The 25,586-nt window shown below is 48.4% G+C and carries 27 protein-coding genes; 11 read left to right on the plus strand and 16 right to left on the minus strand.

Going from position 1 to position 25,586, the window contains the following annotated elements; translation table 11 throughout:
- The first annotated feature begins 57 nt into the window (after positions 1 to 57).
- From hslV to NZM05_01045, 5 genes are all read left to right on the plus strand, one after another.
- Entirely contained in the window at positions 58 to 600 is a 543-nt protein-coding gene (gene hslV, locus NZM05_01025) for an ATP-dependent protease subunit HslV (GenBank protein ID MCS7012199.1), read from the plus strand.
- 177 nt (positions 601 to 777) lie between these two features.
- Entirely contained in the window at positions 778 to 2,157 is a 1,380-nt protein-coding gene (gene hslU / locus NZM05_01030) for an ATP-dependent protease ATPase subunit HslU (protein ID MCS7012200.1), read from the plus strand.
- Between the two features lie 97 nt (positions 2,158 to 2,254).
- A complete protein-coding gene (locus NZM05_01035; GenBank protein ID MCS7012201.1) occupies positions 2,255 to 2,968 on the plus strand; it encodes a Bax inhibitor-1/YccA family protein in 714 nt (237 codons plus the stop codon).
- Between the two features lie 79 nt (positions 2,969 to 3,047).
- Positions 3,048 to 3,515, plus strand: a complete 468-nt coding sequence (aroQ, locus tag NZM05_01040; GenBank protein MCS7012202.1) for a type II 3-dehydroquinate dehydratase — start codon at positions 3,048 to 3,050, stop codon at positions 3,513 to 3,515.
- Entirely contained in the window at positions 3,512 to 4,399 is an 888-nt protein-coding gene (locus tag NZM05_01045; protein MCS7012203.1) for an MlaD family protein, read from the plus strand. Before aroQ ends, NZM05_01045 begins: the two co-directional genes overlap by 4 nt.
- A 147-nt stretch (positions 4,400 to 4,546) precedes the next feature.
- On the opposite strand, the gene NZM05_01050 is transcribed toward NZM05_01045, so the two are convergent.
- The 4 genes from NZM05_01050 to NZM05_01065 form a co-directional block, all read right to left on the minus strand.
- Positions 4,547 to 5,191, minus strand: coding sequence for a VTT domain-containing protein (locus NZM05_01050; GenBank protein ID MCS7012204.1), 645 nt, complete (start codon positions 5,189 to 5,191; stop codon positions 4,547 to 4,549).
- A 9-nt stretch (positions 5,192 to 5,200) separates the two neighbouring features.
- On the minus strand, positions 5,201 to 6,187 hold the full coding sequence (gene nadA / locus NZM05_01055) for a quinolinate synthase NadA (protein ID MCS7012205.1): 987 nt from the start codon (positions 6,185 to 6,187) through the stop codon (positions 5,201 to 5,203).
- A gap of 72 nt (positions 6,188 to 6,259) precedes the next feature.
- Complete coding sequence (locus NZM05_01060; GenBank protein ID MCS7012206.1) at positions 6,260 to 6,973, minus strand: hypothetical protein; 714 nt, start codon at positions 6,971 to 6,973, stop codon at positions 6,260 to 6,262.
- 13 nt (positions 6,974 to 6,986) lie between these two features.
- Entirely contained in the window at positions 6,987 to 7,355 is a 369-nt protein-coding gene (locus tag NZM05_01065) for a co-chaperone GroES family protein (protein MCS7012207.1), read from the minus strand.
- Positions 7,356 to 7,577: 222 nt separating this feature from the next.
- Here NZM05_01065 and NZM05_01070 point away from each other — a divergent pair, with 222 nt between their 5' ends.
- The gene (locus tag NZM05_01070; GenBank protein MCS7012208.1) at positions 7,578 to 7,949 is read left to right on the plus strand and encodes a hypothetical protein; all 372 of its coding nucleotides are present in this window, start codon (positions 7,578 to 7,580) and stop codon (positions 7,947 to 7,949) included.
- Between the two features lie 94 nt (positions 7,950 to 8,043).
- Here the strand turns inward: NZM05_01070 and NZM05_01075 are convergent, their stop codons facing one another.
- The gene (locus tag NZM05_01075) at positions 8,044 to 10,497 is read right to left on the minus strand and encodes an HAD-IC family P-type ATPase (GenBank protein MCS7012209.1); all 2,454 of its coding nucleotides are present in this window, start codon (positions 10,495 to 10,497) and stop codon (positions 8,044 to 8,046) included.
- Between the two features lie 236 nt (positions 10,498 to 10,733).
- On the opposite strand from NZM05_01075, the gene NZM05_01080 reads away from it, so the two are divergent.
- Positions 10,734 to 11,360 (plus strand): hypothetical protein, encoded by a 627-nt coding sequence (locus NZM05_01080; protein ID MCS7012210.1) that lies wholly within the window; start codon positions 10,734 to 10,736, stop codon positions 11,358 to 11,360.
- Positions 11,361 to 11,364: 4 nt separating this feature from the next.
- Here NZM05_01080 and NZM05_01085 read toward each other — a convergent pair whose 3' ends face one another.
- From NZM05_01085 to NZM05_01100, 4 genes are all read right to left on the minus strand, one after another.
- A complete protein-coding gene (locus tag NZM05_01085; GenBank protein ID MCS7012211.1) occupies positions 11,365 to 11,490 on the minus strand; it encodes an FKBP-type peptidyl-prolyl cis-trans isomerase in 126 nt (41 codons plus the stop codon).
- On the minus strand, positions 11,481 to 11,729 hold the full coding sequence (locus NZM05_01090) for an FKBP-type peptidyl-prolyl cis-trans isomerase (protein MCS7012212.1): 249 nt from the start codon (positions 11,727 to 11,729) through the stop codon (positions 11,481 to 11,483). The genes NZM05_01085 and NZM05_01090 overlap by 10 nt, the downstream gene beginning before the upstream one ends.
- Before the next feature lie 41 nt (positions 11,730 to 11,770).
- A complete protein-coding gene (gene rimO, locus NZM05_01095) occupies positions 11,771 to 13,102 on the minus strand; it encodes a 30S ribosomal protein S12 methylthiotransferase RimO (protein ID MCS7012213.1) in 1,332 nt (443 codons plus the stop codon).
- Between the two features lie 188 nt (positions 13,103 to 13,290).
- On the minus strand, positions 13,291 to 13,692 hold the full coding sequence (locus NZM05_01100; protein ID MCS7012214.1) for a hypothetical protein: 402 nt from the start codon (positions 13,690 to 13,692) through the stop codon (positions 13,291 to 13,293).
- 194 nt (positions 13,693 to 13,886) lie between these two features.
- Here NZM05_01100 and NZM05_01105 point away from each other — a divergent pair, with 194 nt between their 5' ends.
- Complete coding sequence (locus tag NZM05_01105; protein ID MCS7012215.1) at positions 13,887 to 14,915, plus strand: KpsF/GutQ family sugar-phosphate isomerase; 1,029 nt, start codon at positions 13,887 to 13,889, stop codon at positions 14,913 to 14,915.
- A gap of 47 nt (positions 14,916 to 14,962) precedes the next feature.
- On the opposite strand, the gene NZM05_01110 is transcribed toward NZM05_01105, so the two are convergent.
- Positions 14,963 to 17,386, minus strand: coding sequence for a PAS domain S-box protein (locus NZM05_01110; protein MCS7012216.1), 2,424 nt, complete (start codon positions 17,384 to 17,386; stop codon positions 14,963 to 14,965).
- 266 nt (positions 17,387 to 17,652) lie between these two features.
- Here NZM05_01110 and cdd point away from each other — a divergent pair, with 266 nt between their 5' ends.
- Positions 17,653 to 18,153, plus strand: coding sequence for a cytidine deaminase (cdd, locus tag NZM05_01115; protein MCS7012217.1), 501 nt, complete (start codon positions 17,653 to 17,655; stop codon positions 18,151 to 18,153).
- On the plus strand, positions 18,086 to 18,691 hold the full coding sequence (locus NZM05_01120; protein MCS7012218.1) for a thymidine kinase: 606 nt from the start codon (positions 18,086 to 18,088) through the stop codon (positions 18,689 to 18,691). Before cdd ends, NZM05_01120 begins: the two co-directional genes overlap by 68 nt.
- Positions 18,692 to 18,830: 139 nt before the next feature.
- Here the strand turns inward: NZM05_01120 and ahcY are convergent, their stop codons facing one another.
- The 5 genes from ahcY to rodA form a co-directional block, all read right to left on the minus strand.
- Positions 18,831 to 20,150: an adenosylhomocysteinase gene (gene ahcY / locus NZM05_01125; protein MCS7012219.1), complete on the minus strand. Its 1,320-nt coding sequence runs from the start codon at positions 20,148 to 20,150 to the stop codon at positions 18,831 to 18,833.
- A gap of 64 nt (positions 20,151 to 20,214) precedes the next feature.
- Positions 20,215 to 21,423, minus strand: coding sequence for a methionine adenosyltransferase (metK, locus tag NZM05_01130; protein ID MCS7012220.1), 1,209 nt, complete (start codon positions 21,421 to 21,423; stop codon positions 20,215 to 20,217).
- 83 nt (positions 21,424 to 21,506) lie between these two features.
- Positions 21,507 to 21,641 carry a hypothetical protein gene (locus NZM05_01135; GenBank protein ID MCS7012221.1) on the minus strand — a complete coding sequence of 45 codons (135 nt, stop codon included), beginning with the start codon at positions 21,639 to 21,641 and terminating at the stop codon, positions 21,507 to 21,509.
- A gap of 22 nt (positions 21,642 to 21,663) precedes the next feature.
- Positions 21,664 to 22,605 (minus strand): DMT family transporter, encoded by a 942-nt coding sequence (locus NZM05_01140; protein ID MCS7012222.1) that lies wholly within the window; start codon positions 22,603 to 22,605, stop codon positions 21,664 to 21,666.
- Positions 22,568 to 23,809 (minus strand): rod shape-determining protein RodA, encoded by a 1,242-nt coding sequence (gene rodA, locus NZM05_01145; protein MCS7012223.1) that lies wholly within the window; start codon positions 23,807 to 23,809, stop codon positions 22,568 to 22,570. Before rodA ends, NZM05_01140 begins: the two co-directional genes overlap by 38 nt.
- Before the next feature lie 82 nt (positions 23,810 to 23,891).
- Between rodA and era the strand changes: the two genes are divergently transcribed.
- On the plus strand, positions 23,892 to 24,833 hold the full coding sequence (gene era / locus NZM05_01150) for a GTPase Era (GenBank protein ID MCS7012224.1): 942 nt from the start codon (positions 23,892 to 23,894) through the stop codon (positions 24,831 to 24,833).
- Between the two features lie 54 nt (positions 24,834 to 24,887).
- Here the strand turns inward: era and NZM05_01155 are convergent, their stop codons facing one another.
- A complete protein-coding gene (locus NZM05_01155) occupies positions 24,888 to 25,580 on the minus strand; it encodes a DUF5683 domain-containing protein (GenBank protein ID MCS7012225.1) in 693 nt (230 codons plus the stop codon).
- Positions 25,581 to 25,586 lie beyond the last annotated feature (6 nt).

A 25,586-nucleotide genomic window follows, 5' to 3' on the forward strand; every position in this document is an offset into this window, starting at 1 on the left:
CTTTAACGCAACAAAAATTTAACTTCACAATTAACGACGAAGGCATAACTTCCAACGGTGAAAAGACGTTTAGATTTACACGCAACGACCGTTATCGGTGTCTTGCGAGACGGCAAAGCTGCCTTAGGCAGCGATGGTCAGATGACACTCGGTAGCACCATTTTGAAGCAATCGACTTCGAAGGTGCGCCGAATGCTTGGCGGCAAAATTCTGGCTGGGTTTGCAGGGGCTACCGCCGATGCGCTGACGCTCTTGGAGCGCTTCGATGAAAAGCTGCAAGCACATAGTGGCAAAGTCGAGCGTGCGGCGGTCGAGCTTGCCAAAGATTGGCGTACCGATAAGTATTTGCGCCGCTTGGAAGCGATGTTAGCCGTGCTGAGCGCTGACCGCGCACTTATCATTTCCGGCACAGGCGATGTCATTGAGCCAGAAGACAACATCGTCGCTATCGGCAGTGGTGGAATGTATGCGTTGGCTGCTGCGCGCGCTTTGCTTCGTTCAACTAACAAAGATGCCCGAACAATTGTGGAAGAATCACTCAAGATTGCGTCAGAAATTTGCATTTACACAAATTTTAACATCAAAATTGAGGAACTCTAAGACAAAGCCCAGTAAGCATCTCTGAAACTGAAGCAACGACTCAATTTAACTGCAAAACGAACACCTTTAACAATGGCAAGAAAGTCAACAAGCGAGACCTTCACTGAAGAAAAGTCTGCAAAAGCCCTCCAGAACGGTAAGCATAGTGAATCACCCAAACAGGACTTGATGAGTCAGATGCAGCAACTTACGCCGCATCAAATTGTGCGGGAGTTAGATAAGTATATCATCGGTCAGCATGAAGCCAAGCGTTCTGTTGCGATTGCTTTGCGGAATCGATATAGGCGACAGAAAGTCGAAGGCCCGCTGCGTGATGAAATTATGCCAAACAACATCATTATGATAGGCCCAACTGGCGTGGGCAAAACAGAAATCTCCCGTCGCTTAGCAAAGCTGGCTGGTGCACCTTTCATAAAGGTTGAAGCTTCTAAGTTCACTGAAGTGGGTTACGTTGGGCGCGATGTGGAGTCTATGATTCGTGACCTTGTTGACCTTGCTGTCAATATGGTGCGCCAAGAAAAATCTGCGGAGGTCAAAGAAAAAGCTGCCCAATTGGTCGAAGAGCGCATTTTAGACATTTTGCTACCCAACACCAGCAAGTCCGCCAACGGAGAAGAGAGTGAAGAAACGCCACAAGACAGTAACACGGAAGGTGTGCCTCACGCCACCAGTCGAAGTCGCGAAAAAATGCGCGAGCGCCTGCGCTCTGGCAAACTTGAAGACCGCATTATTGAAATTGAACTGGCGTCCGAGAACTTCCCTGCTATGCAAATCTTTGGGCCTTTCGGCGCAATGGAAGATATTGGCGGAATGGTGCAAGACCTTATTGGCGGTCTGCCCAAGAAGCGCAAAAAACGCCGTGTCACGATTGCTGAAGCCCGCGTGCTTCTGGAGCAAGAGGAAATTCAGAAGCTGATTGATATGGACGCGGTCATCAAGGAAGCCATCCACCGTGTAGAGGAAACGGGTATCGTTTTCATTGACGAGATTGACAAAGTCGCTACTGCAGGGGGCGCAAGCGGTCGTGGTCCTGATGTCAGTCGTGAAGGCGTCCAGCGCGATCTTCTGCCTATCGTTGAAGGCTCAAATGTGATGACCAAATACGGTATGGTCAAAACTGACCATATTCTTTTCATTGCCTCTGGTGCTTTCCATGTCTCCAAGCCTTCCGATTTAATTCCGGAATTGCAAGGCCGCTTCCCGATTCGTGTAGAGCTAAAAAGCCTCACGGAGGATGATTTTGTCGCTATCCTTACGCAGCCAGAAAATGCACTTATCAAGCAATATGCAGCCCTGCTCAAAACCGAAGGCGTCGAGCTTGAATTTTCCGAAGATGGTATTCGTGCCATCGCCCGCACTGCAGCTGAGGTCAATGAAACGGTCGAGAACATCGGCGCCCGACGTTTGCACACAATTATGACCACTTTGCTTGAAGACTTAATGTTCGATGTGCCTGAGCATATACCTAGCAAAAAAGTGGTTGTAACGAAAGAAATGGTTGAAAGCAAACTGAGCAAAATTGCTAAAGATCGCGACCTTAGTCGATACATTCTCTAATGCATTAGGCTGGAACGCCCTGATGAACAATTTTTGTTGCAAGGCGTAAAAGAGGCTGGAAAACTGAAATTTGTTTAACCAAACTTTTCGTATCGCTATGCAGAATGTCCTTTTCTCTTCTCGCGCTGGAGTTGCGCAGGCTCTTGCCGCTGTCGAAAAGCGCGTGCTCAACCAAGTCTATACTTGGATGATGCTCGGTCTCGCCCTGACAGCCGCTGTTGCGTGGTATTGCGCCGATACGGCAGACATTCGCTCCTTTCTTCTGCAAAACCGCTGGGTGATGTGGGTACTAATTTTGGGTGAGCTTGGTTTAGTATTTGCCATCAGTGGGCTTATTAATCGTATCTCAGCGGTTGCAGCCACTTCGCTCTTCTTCATTTACTCTGCCCTTAACGGCATTACGCTCTCAACCATTTTTATGGTGTTTAATTTAGGCTCTATTGCGGGTGTTTTCCTTATCACTGCTGGCACCTTTGGCATTATGAGCCTTTATGGACTCACCACGCAGCGCGACCTTTCCAGCTTGGGCAATTTGCTCCTTATGGCGCTTATTGGTCTTGTGATTGCAGGCGTTGTTAATCTTTTCATTACCAGCTCTGTAATGAATATGATTATTAGCGCAATTGGTGTGCTGGTCTTCACAGGGCTTACGGCTTATGATGCACAGCGCATTAAGGAAATGGCTGCGTCTGCCTTAGACGGTGAAAGCGAAGGGAAACTTGCGGTTATCGGCGCACTCTCACTTTACTTAAACTTTATTAATCTCTTCCTAAGTCTCTTAAATCTGTTTGGCGGACGTAACGAAGAGTAAAGTGAAAATTTCTACGCTGGGCGGCAAATTTTGAGCCGCCCTTTTTATTTTTCAAAGTTTTGACTCAAACACTGCACCGATGGATTCGCTCAGAATTCTTGTTCTTAATGGAGTCAACCTCTCTCGCTTAGGTCGACGTGAACCTGAGCACTACGGCAAGCGTTCTTTGCAAGAAATTAACGATTCTTTGGTTCAGCGATTTCCTGACACAGAGCTTCAATTTTTCCAAACTGAACATGAGGGCGAGCTAATTGAAAAGCTCTATGAAGCGGAGGATAGCGGGGCAGTCAATGGGATTGTGCTTAATGCTGGCGCATATACGCATTACTCTATTGCTCTGCGCGATGCGATTGCTGCAATTAAGTTGCCTGTTGTAGAAGTGCACCTTTCAAACATTTATGCACGCGAGCCTTTTCGCCGCATATCAGTTTTGTCAGAAGTTTGCTTAGGTGTGATTTCTGGTTTTGGAGAAGAAAGTTACGCCTTAGGGATTTTAGCATTAAAAAGTTACTTCAAGCAAACTCGTCTCGAATACAAGCAGAAATGAAAGCGGAATTAAAAGTTGGTCTTACTGTCTCTGTGGCACTGTTGCTCTTAGGTTTTTCGCTTTGGTGGGCAAAAGATGTAAAGGTCGGCAGTAAGCACATCTATGCCCGATTTAGCAATGTCAGCGGTTTGCAAACTGGCGATCCTGTGATGGTAAATGGCTTACGCATTGGCAAGGTTGACGATATTAGGTTAGTAGAGAATGGAATTGATGTAAGGCTGTCTATTGCACCTGATGTGCCGCTCTACCGCAATGCTGTTGCGCATATCGCTATGCTGGAGCTTATGACGGGCAAGAAAATTGAGCTTACGCAAGGCAGTAAAGACGCGGGCGAATTGCAAGACGGGGAGCGCATTCGTGGCGTTTTTTTAGCTGACATTCCTGAGCTAATTGGCAGTGCAGGTGGCACGGTCGATACCTTACGCCACCTTATTGCAGATGTGCAGCGCACCCTCTACAATGCTAATATAATTTTGGGCGATGAAGAAGTGCAGGAGAACCTCAAAGCCTCTGTGCGAAACTTACGGATTGCTACTGCAGATTTAGCTGTTTTAAGCCGCGATTTGCGCTCTGCTGACATCAAGCAGTTGCTTGCTAATATCGACCGCACTGTCAATTCCGTAGAGACACTGCTCAGTGACCTGCAGCCAGAAGTAAAAGGTGCGATTGGTGAAGCTCGCCACACGCTACGAAACGCTGACTCGCTACTTATCTCCCTACGCGAGCTAACCGACCGCTTAAAAAATGACCGTGCTTCGCTTGCTGGAAAAGTGCTAAATGATGAAAAATTCGTAATGAAGCTCGATAGCGTGGTCAACAATCTAGACTCTATTTTGAAGTTAGGGCAAAAAGAGGGTATTAAAGTGCAGCTGAGAATCTTTTAGGCTGCTCGGATTGGCTTTCTAAGATTCCTTCCACCGCTTTCCCTAACTCCCTTACCCCAATTACTTTTGTCTCTTCTTTCCCAGTAGGCAGTTGATGAGGTTACTTCACACCTGATAATTTTTCACATGCTTGGCAGTATGTGCGGCTTAATGCACATCGGTAGATTTAAGGGATTTTGTGCGTTGAAGCTCAATTTTAGCCCGCACGAGTTTGATAACAATGCTGAGAACAATTCCTAAAACCGTAATGCTAATAATCAAGTTAATATAAGTGTCTAGCTCGGGGAATTGTGAGCCGAGAAAATAACCCAGTGAAGTGAGGCTCGCAATCCAAGTGATGGCCCCAGAGATACTGAATGCAATAAACCGTAGGTAAGGCATCCCTGCAATGCCTGCAACTGTGGTTGCAAAGCTACGGATAATTGGCACAAACCGGGCAAAAAAGATGGTTTTCCCTCCGTGTCGGTCATAGAAGGTCTGAGTGCGTAGGAGATACTCTCGGCGAAAAAAAAGAGAATCTTCTTTTCTAAATAGCGCTTTGCCCAACGACTTGCCAATAAAGTAACCAGTGCTATCTCCTAAAATTGCAGCAGTTATCATTGTGGCGTTCACTTCCCAATAGCCTAACTTGCCACTTGCTGCAACTAAACCTGCTGTAATTAGAAGCGAATCGCCAGGAAGAAGAAATCCAAAGAAAAGACCTGTTTCTGAAAAGACAATAAAGAAAAGAAGGGTGTAGCCGCCCCACCGAATCATCTCATCTAACGATGAGAAATGTTGAAACACATCCATAGCCTAATTTTAAGCAGAAATCTCCAACATTCGTTCCAATGGCTTCAAGGCACGCAAGCGTAGCTCTTCTGGCATCGTAATTTCTGGGGAGCGATTTTTCATACAAAGGTATAGCTTTTCCAGTGTATTTAGCTTCATATACGGGCATTCATTGCAGGCACAGCCTTTCTTTTCTTCGTAAAGTGCCGCAATGAAATTTTTATGTGGGGAACGCTTTTTCATTTCGTGAATAATACCCGTTTCAGTTACAACCAAATAAGTGTCATCAGGGCTTTTGATGGTGTAATCTAGGAGCGCACGTGTCGAGCCAATAAAGTCTGCATGGCGCAAGATGGATTCCTCGCACTCAGGGTGCGCAATCACTTTGGCGTTCGGATATGCTGTTTTGAGCCGAATTAGCTGGCGCTCGGAAAAGGATTCGTGCACAAAACATGTACCCTGCCAGAGAATCATTGGGCGATTGAGCTTTTTTACTAGGTATGCTCCCAGATTTTTGTCGGGTGCGAAAATAATTTTCTTATGTTCTGGAATGCTACGAATAATTTTCTCAGCGTTTGAAGATGTGCAAATAATATCTGACATCGCCTTGATTTCCGCCGAGCAATTAATGTAACTCACTACTACTGCATCTGTGTGCTGTTCCTTGAATTTAGCAAATAGTGCAGGCGGACAGCTATCTGCTAGCGAACAGCCTGCATTCAAGTCAGGTAATAATACTTGCTTATCAGGGTTAAGAATTTTTGCCGTTTCCGCCATAAAGTGAACGCCTGCAAACACAATCACATCAGCATTGGTTTTCTGTGCCGCTTGTGCGAGCTGCAGGCTATCTCCTAACAAGTCAGCCACGTCTTGAATATCTGGCTCTTGGTAGTAATGCGCCAGAATAACGGCATTCATTTCTTTTTTGAGTCGCTCGATTTCTGCAAATAGATCAAGCTTTGCAAGACTCCTTAGGCTGCTTAGCGTATCGTGCCTTGACGGTGCAGTTTCAGTCATACAACGACTCCTTTCAAAGGTTTTCCTTGAACCACATCGCTCTGAGAAACGTTGCAATACGCAGCAATACGCCTATTGTTGCTTGCCCGTATCAGGGAAGGCGGGCGCAGGTGATTGCTGAGCTTGCCGAATCTCCTCGAGTGCTTGCTGACGACCTTCTTCACGTGCGCGCTCCAGCTCTCGACGGCGAATCAGACGGCTCAGCTTGTATGGGCTAATTTTAGCCTCACCCTGCGTTACAAAGGTGCCAAAGACGCCATCATTGTAGTAAAGCCACACATTATAGCCCACTTCCATCGCATCCACGAGTGCTACCCTATCAACCAGTTCTTTTGCTTTCTTTTCGTCTAACTTATGCACATTCATCAAGTATTCCATTGCAATTTGGCGATGTGTTTCACCTTTTTTGACCACATGTGGCGCAGGCAGTTTATCCGTGATTTCTTTAATTTTCTGCTGCAACTCTTCAATTTGCTTTTCTGAATCCAAGATTTTTTGAAGCAAGCCCTTGGTCGACACATCCTTTTCTTGCTGAATCATACTTAGCAAGAGCGCTTCTTGCTCTTTGGTGAAACCTAACGCAGTGTCCAGTGAAATTTTTTTATCCGGGAAGCGTCGATTGACCTCGCGAATCAGTTGATTTAATTCTTCAGATTGCTTTAAAATCTCTTGCTGGCGCTCGTTAATTTGCTGCTCAGCACGCACAAAATCCTCAAAGTTGCTTTTTTGCTGACACCCCAAAATTAAAGTAAGCACCCCGAAGAGAAGCCAGAGCTGTTTTTTCATTGTTATGATGGTTTTAGTCGTTGCTGGTTAGGTCTTCCCGAATCAGGAGCAAGATGGCCGAATGCGGCACAATCACATATTTTTCTCCTTCGAACTCAATTTCGTGCGAGAGATTCTGGAGGTAGATAGCTAAGTCGCCTTCCATAGCTTGCAGCGGGATATACTGAGGCCGCCGCGTAGCCTCTTTCCATGGCTCATCAGCGTCTTGGGGTGGTGCTACAGCGTAGCCCGGACCTGTTTTGAGCACATATCCGCTCTGAATTTTCTCCTTTTCATGCACACTCGGTGGCAGATATAACCCTCCACGCGTGCGCTCATCGTTCTTTGGCTTGATTAGCACACGGTCGCCAATGACGATAAACTTGTCCGTAACAGTTTGCATAGCAGTGTTTCAAGTTATACCTAAATGTAAGAAAAAAGCAGGGCATTTAGGCAACTGACACAGGCAAGCTCAGCTCTCAATGCAACGGTGCCATCTATTGTCAAGGCTCGCAGATGCAGAGAGATACCCCCCACTAAACTGAACAATCTTTCCCACACTCTTGAACAAACGCTCAAAACTGCTATCTTCTGCTATTTCACTTTGCTAACGAACAGATTTGGTATGACGTTCGAGTTTGAGATTTGCGAGCATAAAGGGCTAGTGTCTGTCTTCGTCTCTGGCACTGGCAACTTCCAAAACGGCGTAGAAGGTCTTTTGCGCATTGCCAACGATACCCGCTTTCGCGAAGGTTTCAATGTCTTGGTTGATATCTGCCAGCTTAACTACTCGCCCTCGCTTTCGGAACTGCGCGCATTCGCAGATGTGCTCATCTCTCTCAAAGACCGATGTTCTGGAAGAACTGCACTGGTTGTGAGCAACTTTCTGCACTTTGGTCTTGGCAATCTGCTTAGTCGATTTTTAGAGCTATCTGGTATTCAGATGCGGGTGTTTTTCTCAATGCAAGACGCAACCCATTGGCTCTCCCCTGCTTAAGGTTTGCTCTTTGCCTTACAGGATAGCTCATCAGAGTTGCATACCCCGTTTTGTGTTTCTCTATCAGCTTGTTCTGTGCAAGCTAATCTCCATTCTACGCCCTCTTCTGCTCTGCTCGCCACAGCAGCCAGCGTTCCACAAGCCCGTGAAGTAACCACAGTAGCAGCAATCCTCCTGCACTGCTCAGCGCAATTGCAAGCCAGAGTTCAGGTCGGAAGTTTTCAATTTCATAGAATGTTTTGATTGCGTTGATTGGAAAAAATGTCCAAGTCGTGTGGGCTAAGAAGGCATAGAGTAGCAGAATCCCAATGCTCACCTGCACATAGCATGCGGCTCTTTGCGCGTTAGCACGAATGGAAAGATAGACAAAATTGCCCAAGCACATTATCACCAGTGCGGAGGTCATGACCATTTTCTCTTCTATCAAGTTCGGCATAGACAGCAGCGTAGCAAGGCTTTGTGCGGCATAACTAGCCGTGGAAAACGCAAGCAGCGACACAGCGATAAAGGCAAATAGCTCTGTAAAAAATGCGCGTGGCGGAGTGGTGCGTCGATTGAATGCTGTAATCACATACACAGGCAAAGCAACCCCCAAGAGACTTAGCAACGCGGAGCGGCGAGGCGTTAGCGGAAAAAGTGCTCCAAGTGAGATAGTAAGGATTTCCAGTAGCAGCACAATGAGATTCTTGGTTAGGTAGAGCTTTGCAATTGCCAGCACAGTGTTCAAAATCAAGCGACCTTGCTCAAAGATTTTAGGAAGAAGCGAAAATTTATTTTTGAGCAGCACAATGTCAGCAATTTCTTTGGTGATGCTGCTGCCCTCCTCCATTGCAATACCCAGCGTGGCTTCTTTGACTGCGGGCACGTCATTGACACCATCGCCAATCATTGCCGTGCGGTGATGTTTGTTTAGCTCGCGAATGATGCGCTGCTTATGTTCGGGCGAAAGGCGTGCAAACACTGTTTTGGTTCTCACTTTTTCGGAAAATGTTTGTGCATCGGTTCGGTCAATCTCCGCACCTGTCATCACATCTGCCTCTGTAGTGTGCCAGCCAATATCACGCAAAGTTGCCTGAACGGAGTCGGCTGTATCGCCTGAGAGAATTTTGAGCTGGATATGATTTTCGCGAAACAGTTTGAGTGCCTCTGAAATGTCTTGTCGTGGTGCGCCGCTCAGTGAAATCAGTGCAAGCGGCTTGAGCTTTAGCTTGTTGTCGGGATTAGGGTTTGTCAGCGCAGCAAGTGCCGCTCCATCTTGCAGTTCAGCAAAGAGCAAATTGCGGTAGCCGCGCAGGTTACGCGTGTCGAGAATTGCGTCCAGTGCTCGCTGATTCGGCTCGTCTAAGAATTTAGCCAGCACTTCGTAACCGCCCAGTGCAAGCGCAAAAGTGCCAAACTCTGTTTCCAGATGCAGTGCTGAAAACTTTCTTGCGGAACTAAAAGGCAGCTCAGATAACACGCGACTTGGCTTGCTGGGCAGTTGTCGCAGGGCTTGAATGGTTGCATTCGAGTCAGATGAGGCAAATGCATATGCACTGAGCAAGCCTTTGATATTCGGTTCGGAAATCCCATTCTCAAATGCATAGAGGTCATGCAGCGAAAGATGATTTTCGGTCAGCGTGCCCGTTTTATCCAAGCAAACTACTTCAACCGTGGAGAACGATTCAATAGCGTTCAGCTTTTGCACCACTGCACCCAGTTTCATTACACGATAGACGCCTGTCGCAAAGACAATCGTCGTAAAGAAAACCAAGCCTTCTGGCAAGAGCGTTACCACAACGGTTACGATGCGGCGGATAAACTCTAAGTCAGATAGCGCTCCAGCTTGTGCACGTGCTGCAATCTCCAGTAGCGCCAGTATCAAGACAATTACAAATGACCAGACGAAAATTCGGTCAATTTTACGCTGCAAAGGGGTGCTGACGAACTTATACTCCCTAGCCAGAGCAGTAATGCGCGCCGCATAGGAGCTACTGCCTACCCGCTCAGCAAGGTAGTAGCCGCTTCCCGCCACGCAGTAACTGCCTGAGAAGAGCTGCGTTCCAACTGGCTTTTCAATCGTCAGTGACTCACCTGTGAGCAAGGACTCATCCATTTCTAAGGCAGATGACGCAACCACTTTGCCATCCACCACAGCATACTCTCCACGCGTGATTTTCAGCACATCGCCCTCGACTACCTCTGATGGATCAATCACCATTTCTTTGCCATCTCGCACGACGGTTACCTCTCGCGAGAGCAACAGGCGCGTGTTTTCCAGAATCGCACGTGTGCGAAATTCTTGCACGATGGCAATTGCTGTGTTGGAGACCACCACCAAGATAATCCCCACGCTATCGAGCAACAGACGCGTATCATTTGACCAAAAGAACACGCCAAAGAGAAAAGCAATGATGCCGAAGTTGATAAGGTTGAAGATAGTGAGGGTGTTTTCAAGGAAAATCTCGCGTGAGCTTTTGGTGTGCGGTGAGCGTGCGATGTTGATACGCCCTTGACGGCGGCGCGCTGCGACTTCTTCTTCTGACAGGCCTTGAAGCGGTGGTGGCATACTGGTTTGGTAAGTTTCAGGCTGGAAATCATGGCAACCCTTTGGCACACAATACCTTGTACCTGTTCATCTTCCTTGCGCCAAAATGCAAATTTTTTTGCAATCGGTGAATCGCCCTCTTAGCCCCTCTTTTAAGGCATCGTCCAGAAAAGTCGATTTCACCATACCTTTGCAGATTTTACAATTTGGAAACAGAAATTTCCGTAGATTTTAAGCAACCATATGGAACACTGCGCATGAAATTCATCTTCACCTCGTTTGCTTGGCTTTTCCTCTTTATCGTCATCTATCGTTTTTTGCGCTTCATTACAACGCCGCTTTTCGTCAAATTAGGCATCTATACCTACCATTCTGAAATGCTTTTTACCGTGCCGATTTGGAGAAATAAGCGTGAGCTTCACTTAGGTACGGCTTACGACTTTTTCCGCACCAGTGCCAGTGGCTCGCGTCAGATGCTTATTTTACTCTCCAAAGGTTTGCTTGCGTTTTGCGAAGATGTCGAGCGTGGCAAATATCCCAGAGACCTTGTGTTGCGGGGCACAACACACTACTTTAGCGATGCGACGCTCCGGAAGTTTGGCTTCAAGACCCGCCCACTTCGTTTCTATGAAGCCGTTTTTTTCAGCCTCAACTACCTTGAGCTCTGCTTACTGCTTAGCATTAGCAAGCGACGTCTGACGGTTGTCAACACTGATTTGGTACGCATTGCATACTGTCGTGCCGAAGATCTTTTGCTACACAAGGAAATGTGCCGTCGCTATCTTCATATTCTCTCCAAAGCGCCCGAGCAGCCAAGCACAAGTCATTCACCTGTGCCTGTTGCTCTGCTTTCGTCTGGCACATCTGACTCACTGGCAGCGTAGCACTCTACTCGACGCTTAGCAACTCTATCTCGAAAATCAAAGGGCTATTTGGTGGAATTTCTCCTACTTGTGCATTGCCATAGCCTAAGTGCGGTGGGATTTCCAACCTGCGCTTGCCACCTACTCGCATTCCTTTAGTCCCTCGTCCCAGCCTGCAATCACTTGCCCAGCTCCCAGCACAAACTCAAACGGTGTGCGCCCGGGCAAGCGAGAGGAATCGAACACCTTGCCGTCTGTGAGCATACCCGTGTAGTGCACCGTGAGTTTTTTGCCGGGTTCTGCGACTGCTCCTGTGCCCACCACTTCATCAATGACCTGCAGCGTCTCAATTTTTCTATTCTGACACGCCACAGACAGCACGAGCAGCATACACAATACAGCGGTTCTGCACATTTTTTATGCTCGTCGTGTTAAAGTTTTTTTGTAATCGTGCCGAAAATATCGAAGGCTTCTGCCTCTGTTATTTCTACTTCATAAAACTCGCCGACGGCTAACTTAGCTGGTAAAAAGCCATCTTGAGCTGATGTAATAATCACTTCGTTATCTACTTCTGGTGCATCAAACTCTGTGCGTCCCACTGCCACCCCTTTTTCAATGCGGTCAATGAGCACACGCAGTCTTGTGCCAATGAGCTGCTGATTTTTGGCGGCTGAAATCTCTGCTTGCAAGGTCATTGCGGTCTCCACACGCCGGAGCTTTTCGTTAGGCGGCACGGCATCTTGCAGCGCAAAAGCAGCTGTATTTTCCTCGTGGGAATAAGCAAAGCAGCCTAAGCGGTCAAACTTTGCTTCCTCAATGAAGTCTAAGGCTTCTTGGAAAATTTCTTCTGTCTCAATTGGATAGCCGAAAATGAAGGTTGTTCGCAAGCGAATGTTGGGCACTTCGGTGCGAATCTCACTGAGGAGTTCAATCAACTTGCGCTTTGTAATGCCGCGTCGCATTGACCTTAGCACCTCATCGTTGATGTGCTGGATTGGTATGTCGAGATACTTGCAGAGGTTTTCTCGCTCTCGGATAACAGGCAAGATTTCCTTTGGGAACTTAGCTGGGTATGCATAGAGTAAGCGTATCCACTCAAAGCCAATATCAGAGAGGCGTCTTAGCAGCTCATCTAACTTGCGCTTGCCGTATAAGTCCAATCCATAGTAGGTGAGGTCTTGTGCAATTAGAATCAGCTCCTTTACGCCACGCTGACGCAGAGCTGTCGCTTCGGCAAGGAGCACCTCCATTGGCTTAGAGCGATGCTTGCCCCGCATTAAAGGAATGGCGCAAAAGGAACACGGATGGTCACACCCTTCTGAAATTTTGAGGTAGGCAAAGTGCTGCGGCGTGCTCAGCCAGCGCTCGCCCAGTAGTTCATTTTTCAGATGCCCACCCATTTCCTCCAAAATCTGAGATAGCACTTTGCCCTCGAAATCTAGCACGCCAAAATACCTGTCTACTTCTGGAATCTCAGCCGCCAACTCCTTGTGATAGCGCTCGGAGAGACAGCCCATTACCAGAAGTTTTTTCAGCCGTCCTTTCTTTCTCAGCTCAACTCCGTCCAAGATATGGTCAATAGATTCTTGCTTTGCCTCTTCAATGAAGCCGCATGTGTTAATTACAAGCACATCTGCCTTGCGCGGGTCGTCAGTTAGCAGGAACTGATTTGCCCGCGCTTGTGCAAGCAACATTTCTGAATCCACCACATTCTTAGAACAGCCAAGCGTTAAGACGTGCAGTTTCGGCAGTTTTGTTTTCATTCTTGTTTTTCTTGCTCAAAGTTAGAGCGGCGAAGATAGGAAAGATTGGGCAAACTGCCGAAAAGTGATAGACGCGCCGTTGGCAGAGTGAGGGTAAATAAAAAAGCCTCTTCTGCCGAAGCAGAAGAGACCCTCAACCTTCAACCAACAAACGCATAAAGACAGGAGAAAGAACAAAGAAGCACTCCTTAGGCAGCCGCTTGATTTTTCGTCGGGGTGTCTGCTGCGGTTACTGCTTGACTTGCTTGCGCTGCAGCGCGTCGTGCTTCTTCTTCGCGACGGCGCGCTAATTCCGCTTCTAACTCTTCACCCGTCATCGGCACAAACTTGCCATCGACTAACTTCATCGGAATCTTGCGCAACGCTTCACCTAATGCTTTGAGTTTTTCTTCTTCTTGCTTTTTGCGTTCCGCCAATTCTTCCTTCGAAAGCCCCACGATATTGTCGCTATACATCGCACTGAGCGGCTCAATCTGGATATTGTCTTTTTGGAACTTGTATGAGGCAAACTTGTAGAAAATGAATACCAAGATGAAGAAAATCGGCAGCGCAAAGGCGTAGATGTAAAGCCAAGAGAGCGACGCAGGCATAACTGGTTCTCCTTTTCGTCTAAGGTTAATTCAAGTTGCATCTTCCACTTAGGAAGCTCAAAGCGAATATGCACGCTTCACGCCAGAACTAATAGCGACTTTTTGTATCATTCTCTCTTTTAGAAAGCCGATTTGGACGCTTTAAGGCATTAGTTCTCCACCGAGCGGAGATATTCACCAAAAAACTTTGAATAATGAGCGCATCTCGTAAGACCCAAAAACCCTCTGCACCTTCGGTGCAGCCAGCCGCCGTGCCAGAGCATCGTGCATTGCAAGCATTAGCCAAAGAGACCCTGCGCCTAGAAGCACACGCGCTTTTGCAGATTGCTGACCGCATTGATGCGAGCTTTGCAAAAGCCGTTCAGTGCATTGCAAGTTTGAAAGGCAAACTGATTGTCTCTGGCATGGGCAAGTCAGGCTTGATTGCTCAGAAAATTGCAGCTACGCTTGCTTCAACAGGCACGCCTGCTGTGTTTATGCATCCTTCTGAGGCTGCACACGGTGATTTGGGAATGGTGCAACAAGGTGACGGGGCACTGTTTCTTTCCAAAAGCGGTATCACAGAAGAACTGATTGTGATTCTCCCTGTCTTCAAGAAGCTGTCCGTGCCGATTGTGGCAATGGTGGGGAATTTGCGTTCCACACTGGCTATGCGCGCCGATGTGGTCTTAGATGTCAGTGTCAGTAAAGAAGCCGATCCCTTCGACCTTGCACCCACAACCTCCACAACGGCTATGCTGGCAATGGGCGATGCTTTGGCAGTTGCCCTTATGCGGCTTAAAAATTTTTCTCCTGAGCGCTTTGCACAATTTCACCCCAGTGGTGCACTGGGACGACGGCTCACGATGCGCGTCGAAGAGGTCATGGCTACAGGCGACCGTCTGCCACTGGTTGCGGAAAATGCCTCGCTTAGGGAAGTGATTTTAGAAATGACGGCTAAGCGGTTTGGTGCGGCGTTAGTCGTCAATAGCAAGCAAAAACTTTCTGGCATTTTTACAGATGGCGACTTGCGACGCCTGATGCTCTCTGGCGTCCCGCTTGACGCCCTGAAAGCCTGTGATGTTATGAGTCGCAACCCCAAATTCACGACCCCCGATACGATGGCAAAAGCTTGCTTGGAGACAATGGAACAGCATCGCATTACACAACTGCCTGTCTGCGATGCTTCTGGCAAACCGATAGGTATCGTGCACTTACACGACCTTGTCTCACTAGGGCTGTAGCAAAGATTTGAACATCTCCAGCTTTTTCACTTTTAGCGCCCTGCACGCTAATAGCGCACGGTGGTTTGCTTCAAGGCACGATAGACAGTCTGCAGCAACGCTTCTGCGCGGAATGGCTTTGTAATAGAGCCTTGCACACCTAATGAGCTAAGTTTTGCCACCTTTTCGCCTTCCATCAAGCCACTCATTACTACCACAGGAAGGTCAGGTCGAAGGGAGCGGATTGCATGCACGCATGCAATGCCGTCCATTACGGGCATCATGATGTCGGTCAGCAACAGATTAATTTCACTGCTATGCTGCGCAAAGATGGCAACCGCTTCTGCCCCGTTGTTTGCTGTAAGCACCGTGTAGCCCATACTGAGCAAGATGGCGTGTGCCACTTCCCGCACTGCCACATCATCTTCTACCAGCAAAATCACTTCACCGCTGCCTTGCATTGCCTCCATTGATTCTTCGCCAAATTCTTTCTGTTCGGTCTTGGTCGCTGGCAGATAGATGAAAAACGACGTGCCTGAACCGACCTTCGTTTTCACATCAATAAAGCCATTATGACTGCGTACAACGGAAAAGACCACCGAGAGCCCCAATCCTGTGCCTTTGCCAACCTCTTTGGTTGTAAAGAAAGGTTCGAAAATTTTGTCCAGAATATCGGGTGCAATGCCAGTGCCTGTATCGCTTACGGTTAGGCAGACATACTCCCCTTCTTCTGCATCAACGAAGGCTGCGGCTTTGGCTGCATCTAATACCACATTTTCAGCCCGTATCGTAAGCCGTCCGCCATTTGGCATTGCATCGCGGGCATTCACGCAGAGATTGAGCAGGACCTGATGCAATTGCGTCGGTTCGCCGAAGATACTCCATATCGTCGCAGGAGCTTCATACTCAATTTCAATCTCTTTTGGAAAAGTCTGTGAGATAAAGCGCGCCACGTCTTTGACGATATGGCTCGGATTGAAGACGGTTTTCTCACCACTATTGCCACGCGCAAAGCTTAGGATTTGTTTTATCAACTCCTTACCGCGAATAGCGCTTTCCTCAAGCAAGGCAATCCATCTTCGAGACTGCTCATCGGGATTTTGTTTGCGTAGCAAAAGTAATCCTGTCAGAATTGGTGCAAGCACATTGTTCATATCGTGCGCAATGCCAGACGCCAAAAGACCGATGCTATCCATTCGCTGGTTGCGGAGCATTTGGCTTTCTAAGTCTTTCTTTTCAGTAATATCTGTATTGACCACCAGCACTTTATCAGGCTCCCCCTTTTCGTTCAGCACCAGCGTGCGACGGCTCTCAACAATGACTTTCTTGCCGCTCTTTGTGCGCTGACGCAACTCTCCAATCCACTGCCCTGTTTGCAGCACTTTCTGATGCACAGCCTCAATTTGCGCCAAGTCAGCTTCATCATAGAGTTCGGCTCGGATAGAACGACCCAGCACTTCCTCCTCTGTCCAGCCGTAGAGGCGCACTGCGCCGGGATTCCAGTAAAGCACTTTCCCTTGCAAATCTTGCAAGATGACCGCGTCGCGTGTAACTTCCAGCAGCTTTGCCTGCTCACGCAGCCGTTCTTCCATCATCTTTCGGTCTGTAATATCAATGCCTACGCACACAGCTGCCTGTCCCTGATGATACTTTTGCGCAAACACAAGGTGCTGCATCTGTCTCCCTGCAATCGTGATGGTGTCTTCCATCACACTGGCTTGATACGGCGACTCAAACAGACCTTTGAGAAAGTTGTAGAACTTAGAGTTGAGAAAACCTACCTTTTTGCCGACAAAGTCTTCTGGCTTGCCTCCTAACGCTGCGGCCAGATGGCGGTTCAATCCGAGATAGGTCATATCGGCACTGACCCACGACACAAACCCCGGCACCGCATCTAATACCGCCTGAAATTGCTCTTTGGCTTCCATCAATTCTTGCTCAATATACTTGCGCTCCAAAGCGATTGAGACCGAAGAGGCAGCTGCTTTGAGCAAGTTGAGGCTGTCAGACTCCCATAGCAACGGCGAGCCATGCCGCTCGCAACCCAGCAATCCATAAAATTTGCCTTTCACGATAATCGGCAAGAGAAGCAGCGCTTGCGCACCAGATTGCCCAAATAGTGCCTGCTCTGCACCAGATAAATCTGCCACGCGGCTCATCATCACTTCACCTGATTCCAGCAAGCATTGGATTCTTTCCAGAGCTTGACTGTCCTCAATATGCTGCGACAGTAAGCGACTGGGTTGCACCGTCTCTCGATGCCACTCTGCAATGAAGGTCGCAGCGGCTTGACTGTTCTGGGCAGGTTCTTTTTCAAGAATGAACACACGGTCGGCTTCTGCAAGCTCAGCTACCAGCTGCAGTAGTGGCTGACAGGTCTGGCGATTGAGGTTGCGCGTGGTGAGCAGGAAGCGATCGATCTCAACAATCAGGCTCAGTTGGCGCTCGCGTTTGGTCGCTTGCTCAAGCAGTGAAGTGGATATGACATTCATCTTGCACTCAGGCACTTTGTTGATGTGCTACTAGCTCAACGCTGAACTTAGCTCTCCTTGTTTCACACACTGTGCGCTCCGTCACAACCGAAGCGCAATTGCTTTACGCCTTGAAGTGTTCGGCTTACTTCCTCTCAGCGGGAGAACAATCAGGCTTGCCAAACATACAAAAGCGACCTCTGCACTTGCAAGCGTCAGCGATTCTGTGGCAATTTTGGGAGTGATTGTATCGTTTAACTTCCTTTTGCAACCAGTCAGTATTCTGAATGAAAGCATCACATCGAGCACTTGACCTGCTGCGACACGCTGCTCAAGACGCCATGCACAAAGCGATTGCGCCTTACTCGCACTTTCAAGTTGGAGCCGCCATAAAAACCAAGCGCGGGAAAATCATTACAGGGCACAACATTGAATGTTCGTCCTACAGCCTCACAATTTGTGCGGAGCGCGTGGCGCTCTTCAAGGCTCTCAGCGAGGGAGAACGCAACTTCACTGCTATTGCGGTTGTTGCCAGTTCTGGCGATTTTTGTCCGCCGTGCGGGGCTTGCCGGCAAGTCTTGATGGATTTCGCCCCTGAAATGACGGTGTATCTTTTTAATCATCGAGGTGAGACGAAAACCCTCAGGCTATCTGACTTGTTACCTCTGTCGTTTTCTTCAGCCAATCTTAGAGAGAGTTCGAACCTGACACACTCTAACCATGCGGCAACTTTATTACAAACCCAAAGCAAAGCCCACTCGTCCAAAGGCGCTTACAGGAAGAGTTGAAGTTATCGCCGGCTGTATGTTCAGCGGCAAGTCTGAAGAGCTAATTCGTCGGTTGCGTCGTGCACAGATTGCTAAACTCAATGTTGCGATCTTCAAACCTGTGATTGACACGCGCTACAGCGCTGATGAAATTGTCTCGCATAGCGCGCTGAAACTCGCCTCCATCTCTGTCTCGCATTCTCAAGAAATCCTTTTGCGCTCTGCAGAAGCAGATGTGGTTGGCATTGATGAAGCACAGTTCTTTGATATGGGCATCGTCGACGTCTGCGAGGCTTTGGCTAACGATGGCAAACGCGTTATTGTAGCAGGCTTGGATTTGGACTACCGCGGTAAGCCATTTGGCCCAATGCCTTTTCTGATGGCGATTGCGGAAGAGGTTACCAAAACTTTGGCAGTTTGCATGAAATCTGGTTTGCCTGCCTCGCGAACGCAGCGGCTTGCGAACAGTAACCAACTTATTCTAATCGGGCATAGCAATCTTTACGAAGCTCGCCACCGTGCTTACTTTGAGCCGCCGCCCGAAGCAAATACACTTTGATGCCAGTGGGTAGCTTCGCTCTGGGCGGCACACAGCGAAGTTTCTCTTCAGTAAAAGTGCCTGCCACGACCTTTTACGCCTCACAATTAGAACATAGGGGTAGGCGAACCTACCCCCTACGCTCTTTGTGCAGTGTGCCTTAGTATCGGTAGTAGTCTGGCTTGAACGGTCCTTGGGGATTAACTCCGATATAAGCCGCTTGCTTGGGCGTCAGTTCGTCTAACTCGGCGCCGAGCTTAGCCAGATGTAAGCGTGCCACTTGCTCATCTAAGTGCTTTGGCAGCGTATAGACTTTGTTTTCATACTTGCCGTAGTTTTGCCACAGCTCAATTTGTGCCAGCACTTGATTGGTAAAGGAGCATGACATCACAAACGATGGATGTCCCGTCGCCACGCCGAGATTCACCAGCCGACCTTCTGCCAAGATGATAATTTCCTTGCCATCAATGTTGTAGAGGTCCACTTGCGGCTTGATTTGCACTTTGGTATGACCGTAGTGCTTATTGAGCCATGCCATATCAATTTCTGTGTCAAAGTGTCCGATGTTGCAGACCACCGCTTTATCTTTCATCAAGCGGAAGTGCTTTTCAGTGATGATGTCTATGTTGCCTGTTGCCGTGACGATGACATCGGCTTCTCTCACCGCATTTTCCATTTTCTTGACCTCATAGCCTTCCATTGCGGCTTGCAAGGCGCAGATGGGGTCAACCTCCGTTACAATTACACGCATTTTGGCGTTACGGAGCGACTCTGCTGAACCCTTGCCCACATCGCCATAACCTGCCACCACTGCCACCTTGCCTGCTAGCATTAAATCCGTGCCACGACGCAGGGCATCGACCAGCGATTCACGGCAGCCGTATTTGTTATCGAACTTTGACTTGGTTACGCTGTCATTGACATTGATAGCAGGCAGCGGCAGCTTACCATTCTTCTGACGCTCGTAGAGTCGGTGCACGCCTGTAGTGGTCTCCTCTGAAATGCCGCGAATGCCGGGCACAAGCTCGGGATACTTATCTAGCACCATATTGGTAAGGTCGCCTCCATCGTCTAAAATCATATTAAGTGGCTGACCATCTTTGAAGGCAAAGAGCGTTTGTTCAATGCACCAGTCAAATTCCTCGAGCGTCATTCCTTTCCAAGCATAGACAGGAATGCCAGCTGCGGCGATAGCTGCGGCTGCATGGTCTTGTGTTGAGAAAATGTTGCATGACGACCATGCCACTTCAGCACCTAATTCCACCAGCGTTTCAATCAGCACAGCCGTTTGAATCGTCATATGGAGGCAGCCTGCAATGCGCGCACCTTTAAGCGGCTTTTTAGGACCGTATTCCTTGCGCAGTTGCATCAGCCCCGGCATTTCAGCTTCAGCCAGACGGATTTCCTTGCGTCCCCAGTCTGCCAGCGTAATATCTTTCACCTTGTAAGGCAGTCTCTTGGTTTCAGTTGCAGTTGCCATAATTTTCTTTTGAGTTTGGTTTATGAAAGACAGCTAAGTGATTTAAGAACCGTTTATCCACATCTTATTTGAAGGCACGCTGTAGGTCTTTGACCATGTCCAATTTTTCCCACGGGAAAATGTCGCGCCCGAAGTGTCCATATGCGGCACTATCTTGATAGCGCCAGCCTTTCGGCTTGTTGAGGCTGAAGCGCTCAATGATAGCAAGCGGTCGCAAGTCGAAGAGCTTTTCGACTTTCTCTTGCAGCTCTGCATCGCTGATGTGAGGCAAACCTGTGCCATGCGTGTTGACATAAATCGACACAGGGCGTGCAATGCCAATTGCATACGAGACTTGCACGGTGCACTTTTCAGCTAAACCTGCTGCCACCACATTTTTGGCAATATGTCGAGCTGCGTAGGCGGCACTGCGGTCGACTTTCGAGGGGTCTTTGCCGCTGAATGCTCCGCCGCCGTGTGGCGCTGCACCACCGTAGGTGTCCACGATGATTTTGCGTCCAGTTAGACCTGTATCCCCATGCGGACCGCCGATTTCAAATCGGCCTGTCGGATTCACATAAAACTTTGTTTTCTTGTCAATTAGCTCTCTGGGAATGACCTTATTGATTACGCATGCGATGACGTCTTCTTTGATTTTTTGCTGCCACTGCTTACTGGTCATTCCATCTGGTTCTGGGTCATGCTGCGTTGAGATGACAATCGTGTCGACGCGCACGACTGTGTTGCCATCATACTCCAGCGTAACTTGGCTCTTCGCATCAGGTCGTAGATAAGTCATTTCCTTGCCTTCTTTGCGAATGTCAGCAAGGCGCTTCACCAAGCGATGCGCAAACATAATTGGTGCAGGCATCAGTTCAGGTGTTTCTTTGCACGCGTAGCCGAACATCATTCCTTGGTCACCTGCTCCAATGCTATCGTAACGGTCTTTTAGCTTTTCATACTTGTGTCGGTCTACGCCACGGTGGATGTCAGGCGACTGAGCGTGAATAGCGGAGAGAATTCCGCAAGAGCGGGCTTCAAACATATATTCTCCCTTGGTATAGCCAATTTGCTCAATGACACGACGCACCACATCAGGCACTTCCACATATGCTTTCGTGGTTACCTCGCCCCCAACTACGACCTGTCCAGTTGTTACGAACGTCTCACATGCCACACGTGAGTCTTTGTCCTGTTCTAAAAAGGCGTCCAAGAGTGCATCGGAAATCTGGTCTGCAATTTTATCGGGGTGTCCCTCTGAGACCGACTCCGAAGTAAAAAGGTATCTTGCCATAGATGTTTAGTGTTGTTTAGAGTTTGCGTGAAAAAAACCTCTGTGTGCAATTTTTTCGGGCGACTTTCTCAGTTTGCTTTGCTTTACGCCAGTGCAATGCAGGTTTCTATGGAGAGAGACACGGCTAAGACCCAGAAGCCTGCAAGGCACTTTGGCTTTGCAGCTTCGACACCGTGTCCATAGATAATGGGGATGCCGAAAGCGCTGCAAATATACATCTGCGCTTCTCTTCTACAAAAGCTATCGCCCAAGCTGTGCACGCTGCATCGTGTAAATCCCCGCAATCGTCAATGCGCCGCCTATCACTACATTCCATGTAAGACTTTCTCCGAAAAACAGCACTCCGAACAGCGCTGCTCCAACCGGTTGCGCATTCATAAAAATTGAGACCTGAGACGACTCAATTTTGCTCAGCGCAAATGTCAGCAGCACATACATCACAACCGACATAAAGAGCGTTACATATGCAAATGCTATCCACGCTTTGAGTGAAATGCGACTGGGGTCGAAGTCTCCAATTCGCCACAGTCCGACTGGGGCATACATCACGGTGCCCAGCATCATAATAAGCGCAGTGGCTTGAATGGGGTCGTAGCCCTGCAGCCATTTTTTACTTAGTGCAATGTAAAGCGACCAGCTACACACCCCACACAGCATAATCAAATTGCCACGCATCAGCGCATCGTCGGTGGAGACGCCACGCGCAAAGAGTACAAGGCTTACTCCTACCAGTGCAATCGCAATGCCTGCTACTTTACCCACTGAAAACTGCTCTATGCGCAAAAACCAGACGGAAAAAAGCAGCACGATAAGCGGCGTCATCGCATACAGTACTGCACCATTGGCAGAGGTTGTGTATTTCAAGCCAATCATATACGCAGCTTGGTTGATGCTAATGCCCAGCAAGCCGAGTAGTGAGAATTTAAGCCAGTCTCTCAGAGTGTGTGCGCGCCCTTGCAAGCCACCACGCCAGAAAAAAATCAGCGCAAAGATGAGACCTGCACCGCACATTCTTAGAAACGGTAGCACAAATGGGTCAAATTCTGCTGCGGCTGTGCGCGTAAAGCCGTAGGCTAAACTGGCAATTGTGGTTTGCCCAACCATTGCAAGGATGCCTAAGCGCTGATTACGCACATGCACAGCGCTAGGAGAAAGCGAGGTCTCTGCGGTTGCGATGGACATTTAAGATGAAGCCAATAGCAATTAAGTTTGCCAAAAGTGATGAACCGCCGTAGGAAAGAAACGGCAAGGGAATCCCAATCACGGGCAACAGCCCAATCGTCATACCGACATTGATGACAATATGCCCCAAGAGTAGTGACGCAATACCTGCCAGTGCCAGCACCGAAAATTTATTGATGATGCTCGTTGCAAGGCTTACAATGCGTAGCATCAAGATAAAGAATAGCACCAGCACGGTCGCAGCACCAATAAAGCCAAATTCTTCACCAATTACGCAAAAGATAAAATCCGTCCACTGTGCAGGAATGAATCGTAGCTGTGTTTGTGTCCCTTGCAGGAATCCTTTGCCAAATAAGCCACCTGAGCCAATTGCAACCTTCGCCTGTAAGGCGTTGTAGCCAGCGCCTTGTGGGTCAAGCATAGGGTCCAAGAAAGTCTGAATGCGCTTCAGTTGATGCGGTCTGAGCACTTTTGCCGCATAGAGATTGGTCATAATGCCGGCGGCAATGCCAACGCCCAGTGCTGCAATTGAAAGCCAAAGGGTGCGCCGCATCAATAGAAACATCAGTAGCAAAATGCCTGCTGCCACAGCTAGTGCATAGAGATTCAGGAACCCAATCAATGCAAAACCTATTGGCACTGCTGCTACGAGCACATAGTAAAACTCAAAGCCCGCTATCACAATCATCGGCACGATGAAAGTCAGGTATGTCAGTGCAGTGCCTGTGTCGGGCTGCAGCAAAATGAGTATAACGGGCAAGAGCACAAGGCTCAGTGCAACTAAAATGCCTTTGAGCGAACGAATATCGGTCTCACGAGCAGAAAGGTATCGTGCCAGCGCCAGAATGGTTGTGAGTTTTGCAAGCTCCGATGGCTGAATGTTCGCCCCCGCTACTTGAATCCAACTCAGTGACCCTGCTACCTTTCGCCCCAATATCAATACTGCCACCAAAGCCAGAATAGAGAGTGCGTAGAGCGGATATGCCCAATCTTGAAAAAAACGATATGGCAACAGCATGACCACTAGCATTGCGACGGCGCCAATACCTAGCCACACCAGTTGCTTATGAAAATTGGTCATCACGCCTACGCCGTGGCTGGCACTGTAGATTGCCATCAAGCCAAACCCAATTAGTGCTGCTACGGTTAGCAGCGTTAGCCAGTCAACTAGCTTTGGCTTCGATGTTCTTAGTTCATATTCCATCTTGGAGCTTTATCTTTGTGTTTTTGAACGTTTTGGTGTTTTTGAAGCCAAAGCACGAAGATAGCTATCTTTTTCAAACGACATGCAAACGGAGCCAAGCAAGTCGCCTGCAGAGGATAAAAACTTCCGCGCTGGATTTGTCTCCATTATCGGTGAGCCAAATGTGGGTAAGTCCACGCTGCTTAATGCTATTTTGGGCGAAAAGCTCTCGATTGTGACGCCAAAGCCACAAACCACGCGACGGCAAATTCTTGGCATTTACTCAAGTTCTACGTGCCAGATTGTTTTCATTGATACGCCGGGCATTATGCGTCCGAAGTATAAGTTGCATCAAGCGATGCTGGATGCAGCTCGCAACGCTCGAAATGACGCTGATGCAATTGTTTTTATGATTGATGCGGCGCAGTATAGCAAGCAACATCGTGCCCTGAAAGATGACCTTGCCTTTGAAGCGATTGCGACGGCAAAGCAGCCTGTCTTGCTTGTGCCAAATAAAATTGACCTGCTAAAGAAAGATGAACTGATTGTGCTCTTAGACCGTCTTGCCAAAGAGTTTGACTTTAAGGAAATCGTTCCACTTTCTGCGCTGCAAAATATCAATGTGTCGGAGCTGGTGCGTGCCTTGCAGCCCTACTTGCCTTATCCTGCACCGCTCTACCCCACAGATATTTTAAGCACAGCACCAGAGCGGTTCTTTGTTGCAGAGCTGATTCGTGAGAAAATCTTTGAGCAATTTTCACAAGAAGTTCCATATGCGACCGAAGTGGAAGTTGAAGAGTTCAAGGAGCAGTTTGAGAAGGAAGGCAAAAAAGATGTCATCCGCTGCGCCATTGTCGTTGAGCGCGAATCCCAAAAGGCCATTTTGATTGGCAAAGGTGGCGCAGCAATTAAAAAACTTGGCGAAAGTGCTCGGCGCGAAATTGAAGCCTTTCTGCAGCGCCCTGTCTATCTCGAGCTCTTCGTGAAAGTGCGTCCCGACTGGCGCGAAAAAGACAGCCATCTGAGGCACTTTGGGTATCGGTAACATCTATCTGCGCATCGCTCGCTTTGGTGCAAGTTTTGTGGCGCGGCGTGCCCCTTAGAATCTCAACTTGATGGTGAAAATCGGCACGGTCGGCATCGCCACTGGAACACGCTGCGATAAATCATCGCTGATGTCAAAGCCGTAGAGATGCGCATCGACATATGCGTCAACGATAGACGCTAAATAGACCAACAGGATATAGACCCCAAATTCATCGCGCTGCTCACGATAAAACTCTCGGAAGCGGCGATTGGCTTCCGCACTTGGCGGTATGGGGCGTTGCTCGAGGTCGCTATTGTATCGGTCACGAAATTCCAAGTAAAGCTGGTGCTGTGTAAAGAAGTTGTAGCCAAACCAGCCTAAGAGTCCATAGAGAATCGGTAGTTTCCAGTATGCTTGATTGTAGATTTGCCCAAAGCCCGGCAGCAGTGCTGCTCCTAATGCCACCAGCTCTGGGCGAAGCCGACTAGAAAGCGAATCTTTCTTGGCGAGCGTATCACTTTGCGCTTGCTGGGCAAGTGTATCACGCTGCACCGTTTGTTTTGGCTTTTCTAATGTCGTTTCGGCAGTGTGCTGCTCAAGCGTGTCCTTAGGAGATGCAGCTTTGCGCACTGTATCAATTTGCCCCCTTAGCAACCACGCTTCATTTAATGCAGTAGAGGTAGGTCTACTCAAATCGGACTGCGCAGGCAAGCTTTTTGCAAAGAGCAATAAAATTGCACCAACCAGCCAGACCCGTGCACTCATAGAGAT

This window comes from Chloroherpetonaceae bacterium (genome assembly GCA_025056565.1).
Classification (GTDB): Bacteria; Bacteroidota; Chlorobiia; order Chlorobiales; family Thermochlorobacteraceae; genus Thermochlorobacter.

What these genes read in the sequence shown, in the direction of transcription:
- hslU (MCS7012200.1), top strand. Translation starts at nt 778, where the DNA reads ATGCAGCAACTTACGCCGCATCAAATTGTGCGGGAGTTAGATAAGTAT.
- NZM05_01035 (MCS7012201.1), top strand. Translation starts at nt 2,255, where the DNA reads ATGCAGAATGTCCTTTTCTCTTCTCGCGCTGGAGTTGCGCAGGCTCTT.
- aroQ (MCS7012202.1), top strand. Translation starts at nt 3,048, where the DNA reads ATGGATTCGCTCAGAATTCTTGTTCTTAATGGAGTCAACCTCTCTCGC.
- NZM05_01045 (MCS7012203.1), top strand. Translation starts at nt 3,512, where the DNA reads ATGAAAGCGGAATTAAAAGTTGGTCTTACTGTCTCTGTGGCACTGTTG.
- NZM05_01050 (MCS7012204.1), bottom strand. Translation starts at nt 5,191, where the DNA reads ATGGATGTGTTTCAACATTTCTCATCGTTAGATGAGATGATTCGGTGG.
- nadA (MCS7012205.1), bottom strand. Translation starts at nt 6,187, where the DNA reads ATGACTGAAACTGCACCGTCAAGGCACGATACGCTAAGCAGCCTAAGG.
- NZM05_01060 (MCS7012206.1), bottom strand. Translation starts at nt 6,973, where the DNA reads ATGAAAAAACAGCTCTGGCTTCTCTTCGGGGTGCTTACTTTAATTTTG.
- NZM05_01065 (MCS7012207.1), bottom strand. Translation starts at nt 7,355, where the DNA reads ATGCAAACTGTTACGGACAAGTTTATCGTCATTGGCGACCGTGTGCTA.
- NZM05_01070 (MCS7012208.1), top strand. Translation starts at nt 7,578, where the DNA reads ATGACGTTCGAGTTTGAGATTTGCGAGCATAAAGGGCTAGTGTCTGTC.
- NZM05_01075 (MCS7012209.1), bottom strand. Translation starts at nt 10,497, where the DNA reads ATGCCACCACCGCTTCAAGGCCTGTCAGAAGAAGAAGTCGCAGCGCGC.
- NZM05_01080 (MCS7012210.1), top strand. Translation starts at nt 10,734, where the DNA reads ATGAAATTCATCTTCACCTCGTTTGCTTGGCTTTTCCTCTTTATCGTC.
- NZM05_01085 (MCS7012211.1), bottom strand. Translation starts at nt 11,490, where the DNA reads ATGCGAGTAGGTGGCAAGCGCAGGTTGGAAATCCCACCGCACTTAGGC.
- NZM05_01090 (MCS7012212.1), bottom strand. Translation starts at nt 11,729, where the DNA reads ATGCTGCTCGTGCTGTCTGTGGCGTGTCAGAATAGAAAAATTGAGACG.
- rimO (MCS7012213.1), bottom strand. Translation starts at nt 13,102, where the DNA reads ATGAAAACAAAACTGCCGAAACTGCACGTCTTAACGCTTGGCTGTTCT.
- NZM05_01100 (MCS7012214.1), bottom strand. Translation starts at nt 13,692, where the DNA reads ATGCCTGCGTCGCTCTCTTGGCTTTACATCTACGCCTTTGCGCTGCCG.
- NZM05_01105 (MCS7012215.1), top strand. Translation starts at nt 13,887, where the DNA reads ATGAGCGCATCTCGTAAGACCCAAAAACCCTCTGCACCTTCGGTGCAG.
- NZM05_01110 (MCS7012216.1), bottom strand. Translation starts at nt 17,386, where the DNA reads ATGAATGTCATATCCACTTCACTGCTTGAGCAAGCGACCAAACGCGAG.
- cdd (MCS7012217.1), top strand. Translation starts at nt 17,653, where the DNA reads ATGAAAGCATCACATCGAGCACTTGACCTGCTGCGACACGCTGCTCAA.
- NZM05_01120 (MCS7012218.1), top strand. Translation starts at nt 18,086, where the DNA reads ATGCGGCAACTTTATTACAAACCCAAAGCAAAGCCCACTCGTCCAAAG.
- ahcY (MCS7012219.1), bottom strand. Translation starts at nt 20,150, where the DNA reads ATGGCAACTGCAACTGAAACCAAGAGACTGCCTTACAAGGTGAAAGAT.
- metK (MCS7012220.1), bottom strand. Translation starts at nt 21,423, where the DNA reads ATGGCAAGATACCTTTTTACTTCGGAGTCGGTCTCAGAGGGACACCCC.
- NZM05_01135 (MCS7012221.1), bottom strand. Translation starts at nt 21,641, where the DNA reads ATGTATATTTGCAGCGCTTTCGGCATCCCCATTATCTATGGACACGGT.
- NZM05_01140 (MCS7012222.1), bottom strand. Translation starts at nt 22,605, where the DNA reads ATGTCCATCGCAACCGCAGAGACCTCGCTTTCTCCTAGCGCTGTGCAT.
- rodA (MCS7012223.1), bottom strand. Translation starts at nt 23,809, where the DNA reads ATGGAATATGAACTAAGAACATCGAAGCCAAAGCTAGTTGACTGGCTA.
- era (MCS7012224.1), top strand. Translation starts at nt 23,892, where the DNA reads ATGCAAACGGAGCCAAGCAAGTCGCCTGCAGAGGATAAAAACTTCCGC.
- NZM05_01155 (MCS7012225.1), bottom strand. Translation starts at nt 25,580, where the DNA reads ATGAGTGCACGGGTCTGGCTGGTTGGTGCAATTTTATTGCTCTTTGCA.